General features: G+C 56.7%; 12 protein-coding genes. 4 read left to right on the top strand and 8 right to left on the bottom strand.

The genetic code is table 11. The annotated features are described in order from the left end of the window. Positions 1 to 18 precede the first annotated feature (18 nt). From IMCC12053_RS03185 to IMCC12053_RS03150, 8 genes are all read right to left on the bottom strand, one after another. A complete protein-coding gene (locus IMCC12053_RS03185; RefSeq protein ID WP_062215674.1) occupies positions 19 to 891 on the bottom strand; it encodes a CheR family methyltransferase in 873 nt (290 codons plus the stop codon). Continuing rightward, positions 888 to 1,355 carry a chemotaxis protein CheW gene (locus IMCC12053_RS03180; RefSeq protein WP_062215672.1) on the bottom strand — a complete coding sequence of 156 codons (468 nt, stop codon included), beginning with the start codon at positions 1,353 to 1,355 and terminating at the stop codon, positions 888 to 890. The genes IMCC12053_RS03185 and IMCC12053_RS03180 overlap by 4 nt, the downstream gene beginning before the upstream one ends. Before the next feature lie 4 nt (positions 1,356 to 1,359). After that, positions 1,360 to 3,729: a chemotaxis protein CheA gene (locus IMCC12053_RS03175; RefSeq protein WP_062215671.1), complete on the bottom strand. Its 2,370-nt coding sequence runs from the start codon at positions 3,727 to 3,729 to the stop codon at positions 1,360 to 1,362. Positions 3,730 to 3,740: 11 nt separating this feature from the next. Then, complete coding sequence (locus IMCC12053_RS03170) at positions 3,741 to 4,106, bottom strand: response regulator (protein ID WP_062215669.1); 366 nt, start codon at positions 4,104 to 4,106, stop codon at positions 3,741 to 3,743. Then, complete coding sequence (locus tag IMCC12053_RS03165; protein ID WP_062215667.1) at positions 4,103 to 4,384, bottom strand: STAS domain-containing protein; 282 nt, start codon at positions 4,382 to 4,384, stop codon at positions 4,103 to 4,105. Before IMCC12053_RS03165 ends, IMCC12053_RS03170 begins: the two co-directional genes overlap by 4 nt. Before the next feature lie 181 nt (positions 4,385 to 4,565). Beyond that, positions 4,566 to 5,543 (bottom strand): glucokinase, encoded by a 978-nt coding sequence (locus IMCC12053_RS03160; RefSeq protein ID WP_062215665.1) that lies wholly within the window; start codon positions 5,541 to 5,543, stop codon positions 4,566 to 4,568. A 5-nt stretch (positions 5,544 to 5,548) separates the two neighbouring features. Continuing rightward, entirely contained in the window at positions 5,549 to 6,895 is a 1,347-nt protein-coding gene (locus tag IMCC12053_RS03155; RefSeq protein WP_062215664.1) for a GH1 family beta-glucosidase, read from the bottom strand. A gap of 159 nt (positions 6,896 to 7,054) precedes the next feature. Beyond that, positions 7,055 to 8,086 carry a substrate-binding domain-containing protein gene (locus IMCC12053_RS03150; protein WP_062215663.1) on the bottom strand — a complete coding sequence of 344 codons (1,032 nt, stop codon included), beginning with the start codon at positions 8,084 to 8,086 and terminating at the stop codon, positions 7,055 to 7,057. A gap of 303 nt (positions 8,087 to 8,389) precedes the next feature. Between IMCC12053_RS03150 and IMCC12053_RS03145 the strand changes: the two genes are divergently transcribed. From IMCC12053_RS03145 to IMCC12053_RS03130, 4 genes are all read left to right on the top strand, one after another. Further along, positions 8,390 to 9,673: an ABC transporter substrate-binding protein gene (locus tag IMCC12053_RS03145; protein WP_062215662.1), complete on the top strand. Its 1,284-nt coding sequence runs from the start codon at positions 8,390 to 8,392 to the stop codon at positions 9,671 to 9,673. A gap of 202 nt (positions 9,674 to 9,875) precedes the next feature. After that, on the top strand, positions 9,876 to 10,877 hold the full coding sequence (locus IMCC12053_RS03140; protein ID WP_062220795.1) for a carbohydrate ABC transporter permease: 1,002 nt from the start codon (positions 9,876 to 9,878) through the stop codon (positions 10,875 to 10,877). 18 nt (positions 10,878 to 10,895) lie between these two features. Continuing rightward, on the top strand, positions 10,896 to 12,038 hold the full coding sequence (locus tag IMCC12053_RS03135; RefSeq protein ID WP_062215661.1) for a carbohydrate ABC transporter permease: 1,143 nt from the start codon (positions 10,896 to 10,898) through the stop codon (positions 12,036 to 12,038). A gap of 42 nt (positions 12,039 to 12,080) precedes the next feature. After that, complete coding sequence (locus tag IMCC12053_RS03130; RefSeq protein ID WP_062215660.1) at positions 12,081 to 13,718, top strand: alpha-amylase family glycosyl hydrolase; 1,638 nt, start codon at positions 12,081 to 12,083, stop codon at positions 13,716 to 13,718. The last annotated feature ends 4 nt before the right edge of the window (positions 13,719 to 13,722 follow it).

Raw genomic sequence — 13,722 nt, 5'->3', positions numbered from 1 at the left:
TATTGGTGCGACACGGCGTCAGTTGGTCTGAGCGCGTTGATATGTGGTGATGCCGACATTTGAAAACAACGATGTTGTATTCTCAGGCAAGCGTTCGGAGTGACCGATCATCAGCCATCCCTCTTTATCGAGTTTGTCGGCAAAGCGAGACAAAAGGCGCGATTGCGTAGGTTCATCGAAATAGATCATCACATTTCTGCAAATGATGAGATCAAACGCCCCTTGCATAGGCCATGGCTCATTTAGGTTGAGTTGCCGAAACCGCACCATCGATTTTACAGCGTCCGTCACGTGATAAGATAGGCCATCTGCCGTTTGTGATGTGGTAAATGATGCGGCAAGGGCCGCCGGCGGAATGCCCGCAATCAAGTTGTCCGCGTACACTGCGGCGCGCGCCGTTTCCAAAACCAACGGATCAATATCGGATCCCAGTATCAAAAAATCTTTCGTGCCAATCGACGGGTCACATTCTAAGAATGTCATGGCAAGAGAATAGGGTTCTTGACCGTTCGAACAGCCCGCCGACCAAATCCTGACCTTTTCACCGCGTGCGAGTTTCGCTTTCAGTTTCGGGTAGACCGTTGACTTTATATACTCGAAATGATGGTTTTCACGAAAAAATTGCGTCACGTTGGTGGTCAGCGCTGAGATAAAAGCGCTCATTTCGTCTAGGTTGTCGGTGTTCTCGAGGTAGTCAAGGTAGCCGTCGAACGTCGCAATATCCAACGCGCGTAGCCGGCGCGTCAGGCGTGATTTTACCATTGGCACCTTGGAGGGGGAGAGCACGATACCCGCTTGCGATTTAGACAACGCCACAATGCGCGCGTAAGCCGCATCGGACATGTCACTTTCAATCGCAACTTTACGGGCAACTGGCTCCATCTGGTTCATGCGGCTTCCTCATCGGGAGGCGGCATGACGGCATCGAGATCGAGCACGCGGATCATGCGATTGTCGACAACGGTCAGTGCCGAAACAAATGTCCGTGAATCGTCGATGGACACTTCGGGGGGGGCTTGTAGATCTTCGTTTGGGATGGCCAGAATGTCGGACACGGCATCAACCATCAAGCCGGCGGTGCGCCCGCCCAGATCGACGACGATGATCACATTGCGGTCATTGTCGCCCTCGTTTTCCAAACCCAAACGGGCCGCGAGATCAATGATGGGCAACACGGTCCCGCGTAAGTTTATCACCCCCTTCACAAACGCCGGAGCGTGGGGCAGGGACGTGGCCTTTGCCGAGCCGCGAATTTCGCGCACGGACATGATGTCTACTGAATAGTCTTGTCCGCCGACGCGGAAAGACAGCAGCTCGATAGATGCAGAGGCGGAGTGTTTAGTGTCTTCAGTCATGAGCTTAACCTACCAGAGCTGGGGTTTGTGTGGACGATTTGGTGCGGCCGGAGGCCTGAGCAACCAAATCGCCAGGGTCGAGAATGAGTGCAATTTGTCCGTCGCCCAAAATGGTTGCGGCGGCGATGCCCGGAATGCGGCCGTAGCTACCCTCCAAACCTTTGATGACAACTTGGCGTTGATCCTCAATCGCATCGACGGCGAGGGCGGCGCGATTTCCACCCTCTTGACCGATCAAAAGGACAACACGGCCCACATAGCTCGGTTCGGGCGCGCGGTATCCAAGTTCGGCCCCTAAATCGAGCAGCGGAACAAAACCGCCCCGAATTTGGACCACATGACTTTGCGGGCCGAGGGATTCAAGATCGTCATCGGTCAACGTCAGGGTTTCCAAAATCGCGTTGAGCGGAACGACAATAGTCTCGTTTTCTACGCGCACCACCATGCCGTCCAAAACGGCGAGTGTCAGTGGGAGGGAGATCGAGAACGTGGTCCCTTTGCCCTCAACCGATGTGATTGCGATACGCCCACCCAGTCCTTGGATGGCGCTTTTGACCACATCCATCCCGACACCCCGCCCTGACAGATTGGAAATCTCGCTTGCGGTGGAAAATCCTGGCATAAACAATAGGTTATCGATGTCACTGTCGCTCAATTGCGCATCCGGAAGGATCAGGCCGTTTTCAATGGCCTTGGCGCGTACACGCTCGCGGTTGATACCGGCACCATCATCGGAAACCTCAATGACGATGCGCCCCGAGCGGTGTTGGGCCGAGAGTGTGACGTGGCCGATCGCGGATTTACCATTTTCTGTGCGTGTCTTAGGTGTTTCGAGGCCATGGTCCACGGCGTTGCGGATCATGTGGGTCAACGGATCGGCAAGGCGTTCAATCACGGTTTTGTCGACTTCGGTATTTTCGCCGATGGTGGTCAACCGCACTTCTTTTCCGACCGACGCCGAAGATTCGCGTACAATACGTCCCATCCGCTGAAACAGCGATTTGATCGGCTGGGCACGGATCATCATGACGGATTCTTGGATGTCGCGGGTGAGTTGTAGGAACTCTTCGAGGCCGGAACTCACGGGCGAGTTGGGCGGAATATGGGCCTCGGCTACGGATTGGCTCAACATTGCTTGGTTGATGACCAACTCGCCGACAAGGTTTACCAAGCGATCAATACGCTCCAAATCAACGCGCACGGTTGCGCGTGGTTGTGTCGGCGCTGACAAGGTTTTGCGTTCGTCCTGAGCGTCCTCGTCCAAGGGGACGGCGGGTGTGGCCGGCGCAATCATAGCTGCAACGGGCGCTGCAACTTCGGGCGTCGGCGCGGCATCGATCAACGGGTCATTTGCCATTGCCGGCATATCAAGCGGTGCAAGGAGCGGTGCGTCCAGACTCTCAGTCTCAACAGACAGTCCGTCAGAGGCTTGGCTTTGTGGCTCGCGCATCATCTCTGGGTGTGGTGCGGTGTCAGCTTGGTCTGCATCACTTTGGGTGTCGTCGCTGACGGTGTGCGCCAACGGCGCGTCCAGTGGTGTGATGCTCAGTTGGCACAGCCCGTCCACGAATTCAAACACGTCAACCACAGCGGTCTCTGGCTCGTCTGTGTGGACCTCAATCGTCCACGATAGATAGCCAACTTCGGGGTCCATGATGCCGATCGCAGGAAGTGCATCTGTGTGGCAGGAAATTGAAATATCGCCCAAATCGCGCAGGGCGCGGAACAAATAGAGCGGTTCGTTACCCGAGGCATAGAGCGCGTTTTCCGGTTTTAGAAAGACGCGAAATCCCTTTGCGGGAGTAGGCAAGGAGGATGAGGTATCCGTACCCGTATCTTCAAGGGGACCAAGATCGGACAGTTCCGGCAATGGATCCGTCATGTCGCCACCGAGATCTGCACTAAGGTCGAGTGCATCAAAATCCAGATCGAGGTCCAACGACAGTGTCGCGGGGGTGAACTCAATCTCCTCTTCGACTTCCTCTTGGATGCCGACAAGGCGCGTGAGGGTTTCAAGCGCGGGGCCGGTGATGTCATCGGAAATGACCTCCCCGTCACGCGCGGCACGTACCAAATCACCAAGGATGTCAGTACACGCGTAGAACAAGCGGATTGCATCGGGGCCGGGGGTAAACCGGCCTGCGCGCACCTCGTCCATGGCCGTCTCGAACTGGTGGGCAAAGCGCACAAGGTCGTCAAGGCCAAAGGCACCAGCCCCGCCCTTGATCGAGTGAACAGCGCGGAACACGACATTGATTGTCTCTGAGTCTGTCGCGCCGTCGTCCATCATCTGAAGGCCGTCATTGAGGCTTTCTAGAAGTTCTTCGCATTCGACAAAGAAGGACGCGCGGATTTCTGCCATCGGGTCGGACATGGGGATTCCTCTCAGCCAGCAACCATTTGAAGAGCTTTGACAAGCTTGGCAGGGTCAAAGGGTTTGACGATCCACCCTGTCGCCCCTGCGGCGCGTGCTTTTGCCTTGAGTTCGTCCGCACTTTCCGTGGTGAGAACAAGGATCGGAATGCGCCGCCATTTCTCTTCGGAGCGCACAGCGTCGATAAATCCGAATCCGTCGAGACGGGGCATATTGATATCGGTGACGATCACATCGGGTTCGATGTCTTCGAGCACTTCCAGCCCGTGCATCCCGTCTTCGGCGAGATGTGCGGTGAACCCCGCAGATGATAGTGCAAGATTGAGCATATCGCGCATTGTACGGCTGTCATCGACAGCAAGAACTTCAAGGCTCATGTCCAGGCCTCCGGTTGAGATAAGGTTTCGGGGGTAAAGCCAAACAGGCTTAGCATGTCGATACAGGCATCGTTTGCGTTGATGAAACGCGTGGTCTTGCCCGCTTCGGACCGTGTTTTTATGGCCGATAGAATGGTTTGGAGCGATAACGTCCCCAAATGCCGCAACTCTTGTGCGTCAAGAACAAGGGTGTCGTCAGACGCCGTTTTCAGTTCATCCAGCAACGAGGGCAAGGATTGATAGTCAAGGCGTGGGGGCAGGGCGAGGATCGCGCTCATACCTGTCCGTCCTGTTCTGGGTGCGCTGCAACCATGTCAAAAACTCCATAAAAGTCCGTCTTGGACATCGGTGTACGGGGTAGGGAGTTAAGACGAAGTTACGTCTGGACCGATTTGGCACAAAAAAATCGCACCACGTTTACACGCAGTGCGATTTAGGTCGTTCTACAGGGGCGCAAACCTAGCGCATGATATGGACCAAATGCGAGGCGCAGCCCGTGAGAGCGGCATAATCGTCCTCAATCACGGAAACCGAGAAGTTTTTCATAAAGCCGGCAAACCGCCCCTTGTCGCGAAACGCGTCTGCAAAATCAAAGCGGTCAAGATAGGGCGTGATGGCGCGCGCTACGCCGCCAACCAGATACACCCCGCCAAACGGCAATTGGATCAACGACAGGTTGCCCGCCACGGTGCCAAGGATTTTCACAAAAAGCTGCGCGGTGGCGTCCGCGCGTGGATCGTCACCCGCCTCGACGGCGGCCATAATGTCGGCGGCGGATTTTTCGCGTGGGTCACCATCGCGTTGACCCAAGAACAGGTAAACCCGTTCCAAACCACGCCCCGACAACACGTCCTCGACGGCGGGAAAGCCATGCGCGGTCTCGACAAACTGGCATAGGGCCAATTCATCTTCGTTGCGGATTGGCAAGTTGGCGTGGCCGCATTCGGACGGGGCCACGAACCGTCCCATTTCAGTCTCGAACACAGGGGCCGCGTTAAAGCCGGTTCCAACGCCGATGACCATGCGCACCGCATTTGGCGAGGGGGTCGGCGCGTCATCTATAATGGTGCGAATGTTTTCTGGCGCGACAAAGCCAAGCGCGTGCCCCTGCGCCTGAAGGTCGTTCAATATGGCCACGTGTTCGGCATGGGCGGCGCGGCGCAGCGTGTCTTTGTCGATCGCCCAATCGAGGTTGGTCATGGTGCCAACCCCGTCGCGCACGGGGCCCGCCACGGCGACACAGGCCCCTTTGCAATCCACGTTATCCTCTTCGGCGATGTATTGGCGCAAGACGCTTTCAAGGCCGGGGAATTTGCGGTTGGAATAGCGCCGCACGGTGTCTGGCAACAATGTGGTGCCATCGGCCAAGGCCACGCGGGTATTTGTGCCGCCAATGTCAGCCACAAGAGAAAGGGTATTTGCAGGGTGCTTACTCATCTGGATCAACCTTTGGCGAGAATATCTTTGAGCATGTGATAAGAGGCTTTTGGCGTGCGCTGCAAGGTGTCGAAATCAACATGCACGATTCCGAAGCGTTTTTCATAGCCTTCGGCCCATTCATAGTTGTCCATCAGCGACCAGTAAAAGAAGCCTTTGAGGTTGGCACCGTCCGCGATGGATTGCGTCATCGCGGCCATGTGCCCTTGGATGAAATCACAGCGTTCGGGGTCGTTGACCGTACCGTTGATTTTGCGGTCATCCCACGCCATGCCGTTCTCGGTCACATAAATCGGCAGATCGCCCACGTACTCTTTGGCCATGCGGGTGATGAAATGACGAAGCCCCTCTGGGAAAATCTCCCATCCCATTTGCGTGGTCGCAAGGTGGCCCTTGACGCCTTTGGCAAAGGGCCATGCGGTCGCTGCGGGATCGTGGGCGTGGTGGTTGCGGGTGTAATAGTTGACGCCAAGCCAGTCGAGCGGCTGATGGATGTGGGTTTTGAGATCGTCCTCCCACCCGTGGGGCATATGGGCCCCAAAGCCCTCAAGCGCCTCGGCGGGGTAGGTGCCTTTGGTGATCGCCTCGATGAACCAACGGTTGAACACGGCGTCGGCGGTGGTGGCGGCGCGCGCGTCCTCGTCGCTTTCGGTGGCGGGCACGGCGTAGTCAAAGTTGAGCACAATACCAAGGTTGTCGCGGCCACGTGCGCGCAGGCGCGTCATCGCCTCACCGTGGGCCTTTAGGATGTGGTGCATCGCGCGGGATGCGGCGCGGATGTCGCGGGTTCCGGGGGCATGAATGCCAAGGAAATGCGACAGGTAGGCCACGCACCACGGCTCGTTAATGGTGGCAATCGCCTCCATCCGGTCGCCAATGCGGTCGTCGATGATCTCGACATAATCGCCAAACCAGTTGTGCACATCGGGATTGGTCCAGCCGCCCAGATCGGACAGGGCGGCGGGCATTTCCCAGTGGTAGAGGGTTTGGTAGGGCTTCAGCCCGCGCTCCAACAGCGCATCGGTGAGGCGGTCATAGTAGTCCAGCCCCTCTTGATTTACCTGTCCACGCCCCTCGGGCAACACTCGCGCCCATGAGGTAGAAAAGCGGTAGGCGTCAAAATTGCCCGCTTTCAACAGATCGAAATCGTCGGCGTAGCGGTGATAGTGGTCACAGGCGCGTGCGCCATCCTCGGAGCGGATCACATTGCCGGGGGTGGCCGCAAAGGTGTCCCAATGGGTCGGACCCGCGCCGCCAAAGCCGTGGCCTTCGATCTGATAGGCGGCGGTGGCCGCGCCAAAGGTGAAACCCTCGGGAAAATCTGCGCGCGTCAATTTGGGCGATTGGGTCATGGTCGTGCTCCCTTTGGGCTATGGCTGCGCTGTAAACGATGCATGCGTGGCGATGTGTTCCGAGGCGCAAACGTGCTGTAGGAGATATCTATAACGATTACACACCTGATTTGACAACACCAAAGCGCTTTGGCGTTTGTCTGTCATTTCGGGGCGCGTTTAGGCTTTGGGGGCGGGGCCGTGGGTGTGGCCGATGATCAATTCGGCGTCGAGCATACGGTGCTCATGTGGCGCATTCGGGTCATTGATCTGCGTCATCAGCATCTCTGCACAGATGCGCCCCGCGTGGCGCACAGAGGACCGCGTGGCGGTGTAAATCGGCTCGCTCGTGCCATTGCGCAGGTAAGACAGGTCGTCATCATGGATCACCAAGGACACATCACGACCCAGTTTCAGGCCGGCATCATCACAGGCGCGGCGCACGCCAATTCCGATGATAATCGACGAGGCCAAAAACGCGGTGGGCGGATTGTCTTGGGCCAAAAGCGCGCTGGCCGAATTGAAGCCGAACTCTTCGGTCATCTCGGACGAGCGGCAAATCGAGGCGTCTTCAGGGACGTTGCGCGCGGCGAGTGCTTTGGAATAGCCTTGGCGGCGGCGTGTCGCAAAATCCATTGTTTCCAATCCATTAAGGAGTGAAATGCGTGTGTGCCCAAGGTCAAGAAGGAAGTCTGTCGCACGTTCGAACGCGCGGGCGTTGTTCACATCAACCCACGAATAATCGTCCTCGCCCTCCCCACTAGAGCGCCCATGCACAACGAACGGCATGCCGATGCTGCGCAACAATTCAATGCGTTTGTCGTGGTCTTTTGGTCCGTGGATAATCACTGCATCGACAGACCCTTTGAGGGCGATGTCGCGGTAGGTTTGTTCCTCTAGGGCGTCTGGGACGATCTTGAGGTGCATGTCATAATTCTCACGCGCGTAGATCTCGGATGCACCCGCCACAAAGTCGGTGAAGACGGGGTTGACCACTTCGTGTTCTGTCGAGACGGGGATCACATGACCGACCGCGTGTGTGCGCCCCGTGGCAAGGGATCGGGCGCGATTGTTGGGCGCGTAATTGTGTTGGTCGGCCGCCTTGCGCACACGCTCACGCGTGGCCTCGGACACTTCGGGATAGCCATTAAGGGCGCGACTCACGGTGGTTTGAGACAGGCCTAAAATGTCCGAAAGTGTCTTGAGATTCATGGGGATTAACCGCCTTCGTTTCGTGTGAAAGTCCCCCTACGCTAGAGCGTTTCCTGTTTAATGGCAAAGGTTTAGTCGGTCCTTTACGTCAGGTTTGCTGCCGTATGCCGTGCTGCATTGCGGCATAATCGATTACGTAAGGTCTGTGCATTTGTGGGCGCGCTAACATCATTGACAGGACGGGAAGTTTAAACCAATCTAGGGCATCCAAAGCGCTTTGGGGGATGGATCAAAACGTTGATTCCATGCCTCGGTGCGCCGAGTGATCGATACCAATGTCTAGGTACAAACTGGGAGGTTTACATGAAGACATATCTTTTGACGGGTGCCGCTGTGGCCGCACTCTCCATCGGGGCCGCGTCCGCGCAGGACCTGTCTGGCCAAGTGATTACAGTTGCGGGTCCATGGCTCAGCCCTGAATCCGAAACCATCGCAAAAATCTTTGATATCTTCGAAGAAAAGACCGGTGCAGAAGTCAAATACGTTGGCTCCGACAGCTTCGAGCAGCAAATCGTGATCGACGCCGAAGCCGGCTCCGCGCCAAACGTTGCTGTGTTCCCACAGCCCGGTCTGGCCGCTGACATGGCTTCGCGCGGCTTTTTGACACCGCTCAAGCCCGAAGTGGGTGAGTGGGTTAAAGAGAACTACGCGGCAGGTCAGTCGTGGGTTGATCTCGCGACCTTTGCCGACAAAGAGGGCGCAGACCACCACTACGGCATGTTCTTTCGTGCCGACCTGAAATCCCTCGTTTGGTACTCACCCGAGACGTTCGAGGATGGTGGCTACACCGTTCCAACAACGATGGAAGAGCTCAAGGCGCTGACCGAAGAAATCACTGCAAACGGTGAGACACCATGGTGTATTGGTCTGGGTTCCGGAGCGGCGACAGGTTGGCCAGCAACCGACTGGGTCGAAGATTTGATGCTGCGCACGCAGTCCCCTGCGGATTACGATGCATGGGTCGCCAACGATCTGAAGTTCAACGATCCCAAAGTGGTCGCAGCCATCGAAGATTTCGGTTGGTTCGCACGCAATGACGCCTATGTCGCCGGTGGCGCAGGTGCGGTTGCAACCACAGACTTCCGTGACAGCCCCAAAGGCCTGTTTGACAGCCCGCCCCAGTGCTACATGCACCGTCAGGCGTCCTTTATCCCTGCGTTCTTCCCTGAAGGCACGGAAATGGGTGTGGATGCAGACTTCTTCTACTTCCCTGCTTACGCTGAAAAAGATCTCGGTAAACCCGTTCTCGGCGCTGGTACGCTCTTTGCGATCACCAACGAATCCGAGGGTGCGCACGCTTTGATCGAGTTCCTCGAAGATCCGGCAGCACACGAGCTGTGGATGGCCGAAGGTGGCTTCCTCACACCGCACAAAGGTGTGGACACGTCGAAGTTCTCCTCCGACACGGCACGCGCGATGAACGACATCTTGCTCAACGCGACAACGTTCCGCTTTGACGGGTCCGACCTTATGCCCGGTGGCGTAGGCGCGGGGTCGTTCTGGACCGGCATGGTTGACTACACAGGCGGCAAAGATGCCCAAGCTGTAGCTGACGAGATCCAGTCCTCTTGGGACGCTCTGAAATAAGAGCCTCTAGAGCTTTTGGGCAATCCGAGCGCGTCTCGGGTTGCCCGTTTTTGCACCTTACGAATAGACGCATTCAGGTTGCTATCCGTAGAGAGCGGGCCATCGGCTCTCTTCGCGTATCCGCCAAAACATAAACGCGCACCGTTTGAGATCATTTAACGCGGCGCGATGACCAAGCGATCCTTTTGGGAGGGGAATGGACATGCATCCAGCACTTCAAGGACTGATGACCATCGTGGTCGGGGTCGGGGCCTGCGTCAGCTATTTCTACGCCTCGAACCTGTTTATTGATAAGGTTCTGTTCCCGCCGCGCGGACCAAACGCCGGTCGCAACATCAACCGCGCCAATCTCATTCGTCCGTGGCTGTTTTTGTTCCCCGCGATGTTTGTGCTGTCGGTCTACCTCGCTTACCCCGTGTTCGAGACGCTGCGCCTGTCGCTGACTGATCGGGCGCAGGACGGGGCGTTTGTCGGCCTTGATAACTACCGCCAACTGGTGTCAGAGGCCAAGTTTTGGGAGGCCATCCGCAACAACCTGCTCTGGCTCATCGTGGTGCCGGCCATGTCGACCATCTTTGGTCTGATCGTCGCACAGCTCACCGACCGGATCAAATGGGGCAACATCGCCAAATCGATCATCTTTATGCCCATGGCGATTTCGTTTGTCGGTGCCTCCGTGATCTGGAAACTGGTCTATGATGCCCGCCCGCCCGAGGCCGAGCAGATAGGTGTGCTCAACGCGGTTTACATGTATGTGACGGGCAATGATCCGCAACAATGGCTGACGATTCCGCTGTGGAACAACTTCTTTTTGATGGCCGTGCTGATCTGGATTCAGACGGGCTTTGCCATGGTGATCCTGTCGGCAGCGTTGCGTGGAATTCCCGAGGAAACCATTGAGGCCGCGATCATCGACGGGGCGGGGCCGTTCCAGATTTTCTTTAAGATCAAAATCCCGCAAATGATGGGGACGATCATGGTCGTGTGGACCACCATCACCATCACCGTGCTCAAGGTATTCGATATCGTCTACGCCATGACCAACGGTCAGTGGGAGACACAGGTGTTGGCCAACTACATGTACGACAAGCTGTTCCGCGCCAGTGATTGGGGCGTGGGATCGGCGGCGGCGATGGTGATCATGCTGCTCGTGACACCGATTTTGGTGTGGAATGTCGTCAACGCACGTCGGGAAATGCGCTGATCGCGCGGGGGAGAGATTATGGATAATATTGCAGGATCTAAGTCATCGCTCACCTGGGCTGTTCACATCTCGGTTGCGGCCCTTGTGTTGCTCTGGGTGTTTCCAACGCTTGGCCTGTTGGTCTCGTCGTTTCGCACCGCCGATCAGATTTATTCGTCGGGGTGGTGGGCGTCATTGTTTACCCAAGAGAGCCAAAACCCCGCGATCCGCCTTGAGGGCGATGAGGTTCAGGACGGCCTGTTCTATGTGATCGAGGGCGATCTGTTCCCGACAACGGATGCGACCATTTCCGCATGGGGCACGTCCTCGCGCGATCCCGAGGCCTTTGCGCCCGGAGATGTGGCCGAGTTGAAAGACGGCTGGACCGTTACCGTAGATGTTGCGGGCGACTTTCGCCTGACATCGCCCACGTCGATGGAGGGGGAGCGTTTGCCGCGTGTGTTCACCACCGCCGAGACGCCGCCCGAGTTCACTTTGGACAATTACGACGAGATGCTGTTTTCGCCGTCCACCTCGCAAAACATGGCAAAGGCGTTTTTCAATACGCTGACCGTGACCATTCCCGCCACGATCATCCCGATCCTGATCGCGGCTTTTGCGGCCTATGCGCTTGCGTGGATGGACTTTCCGGGGCGCGCATTGCTTGTCGCGTTTGTCGTGGCCTTGCTTGTTGTGCCTTTGCAACTGGCGTTGATCCCGTTGCTTAAACTGCACCTCAGCCTTGGCATTGGCAAAGGCTACCTCGGGGTGTGGTTGGCGCATACGGGGTTCGGGATGCCGCTCGCGATCTATTTGCTGCGCAACTATATGGTCGGGCTGCCCCGCGACATTATCGAAAACGCCCGCGTCGACGGGGCGACGGAGTTTCAGATTTTCACCAAGATCATTCTGCCGCTGTCCTTTCCCGCCCTCGCGAGTTTCGCCATTTTCCAGTTCTTGTGGACGTGGAACGACCTTTTGGTCGGTCTGGTGTTCCTCATCGACAGCACCGGCGACACCACCATCATGACGCGCCAGATCATCGAGCTTTTGGGCACACGCGGCGGCAATTGGGAAATCCTTGCCACGGCCGCGTTTGTGTCCATCGCCGTGCCTTTGGGCGTCTTCTTTGCCATGCAAAAATACCTTGTTCGCGGCTTGCTCGCGGGCTCCGTCAAATAAGAGAATAGAGCGACAATGAACGTGCACACAGGACCCCAGACTATGCCAAAAACCTTTACTCGTGATCCCGATTGGTGGCGTGGCGCAGTGATCTATCAGATCTATCCGCGCTCGTATCAAGACAGCAATGGCGATGGCATCGGCGATTTGTTGGGCATCGTTCAACGTCTGCCCTACATCGCGTCCTTGGGCGTTGATGCGATCTGGATTTCACCGTTCTTTACCTCGCCGATGAAGGATTTCGGCTACGATGTGTCCGATTACTGCGATGTTGATCCGATGTTCGGCACGCTTGCGGATTTCGACGCGGTGATCGAGACGGCGCATCAATACGGCGTCAAGGTGATGATCGATTTGGTGTTGTCACACACCTCTGATCAACATGCATGGTTCAAGGAAAGCCGTGCCTCGCATGACAACGCCAAATCCAATTGGTACGTCTGGGCCGATGCTAAACAAGACGGCACACCGCCTAACAACTGGCTGTCGATCTTTGGCGGGTCTGCATGGCACTGGGATACGGGGCGGATGCAGTATTTTCTGCATAACTTCCTGACCTCGCAACCCGATTTGAACTTTCACGAACCACAGGTGCAAGAGGCGCTTTTGGACGTGAGCCGCTTTTGGCTGGAGCGCGGTGTGGACGGGTTCCGTCTTGATACCATCAACTTTTATACCCACGATGCCGAGCTACGCGATAACCCCGCGTTGCCAATCGAGGCGCGGTCGTCAAAAACGGCTCCTGCGGTGAACCCCTACAACTGGCAAGAGCATCTGTATGACAAGTCTCGCCCAGAGAACCTAGAGTTCTTGCGCAAACTGCGCGCAGTGATGGAGCCGTATAATGCGGCCGCTGTCGGCGAAGTGGGCGACGAGCAACGCGGTTTGGAGATAATGGGCGAATACACCGCCGGTAATGATCTCATGCATATGTGCTACGCGTTTGAATTGCTGTCCGGCGATACGCCCGATGCCGCCTATATCAAGGAGGTGATGGATAGCGTGGACGCCGTGGCCGCCGATGGGTGGGCGTGTTGGGCCTATTCCAACCACGATGTGCAACGCCATGTGTCGCGGTGGAATTTGACCCCCGCCGCCACGCGCGCCTTTACAACGTTGATGATGTGCCTGCGCGGATCGGCCTGTATCTACCAAGGTGAGGAACTTGGCTTGCCCGAGGCGGATATTGCGTTCGAAGACCTACAAGACCCTTACGGCATTCAATTCTGGCCTGAATTCAAGGGCCGTGACGGGTGTCGCACGCCGATGGTGTGGGAAAAATCCAACCACAATGGCGGATTTTCCGAGGCGACCAAGACATGGTTGCCTGTGCCGTCCGAGCACGTGAATATGTCGGTCAATGCGGCTGAGGATGATCCGACGTCGCTCGTGCATCATTACCGCCGTGCCATTGCGTTCCGTCATACTCACGCAGCGCTTAAAACGGGCACACAAGACGATATGCGGGTTGAGGACGGGTGTTTGGTCTTTACACGCAAACAGGGCGATGAGGAGCTGTTTTGCGCCTTTAACCTGACCGATAGCCCCGCCACGATTGAGACACCCGCAGGTAAATGGCATGCGGTGGGCGGCGAACTGAACTCCGCTTCTCCAATGGAAGACGGTAAAATTCATCTTGGGCCTTGGCAGCCCTGCATCATGCTGCGTGAGCATGGGTGATCTG

The sequence above is a fragment of the Celeribacter marinus genome, assembly GCF_001308265.1.
In the GTDB taxonomy this organism is placed as follows: Bacteria; Pseudomonadota; Alphaproteobacteria; order Rhodobacterales; family Rhodobacteraceae; genus Celeribacter; species Celeribacter marinus.
Note: the sequence above shows the minus strand (reverse complement) of the source record. Positions and strands in the feature narration are given on the sequence as shown.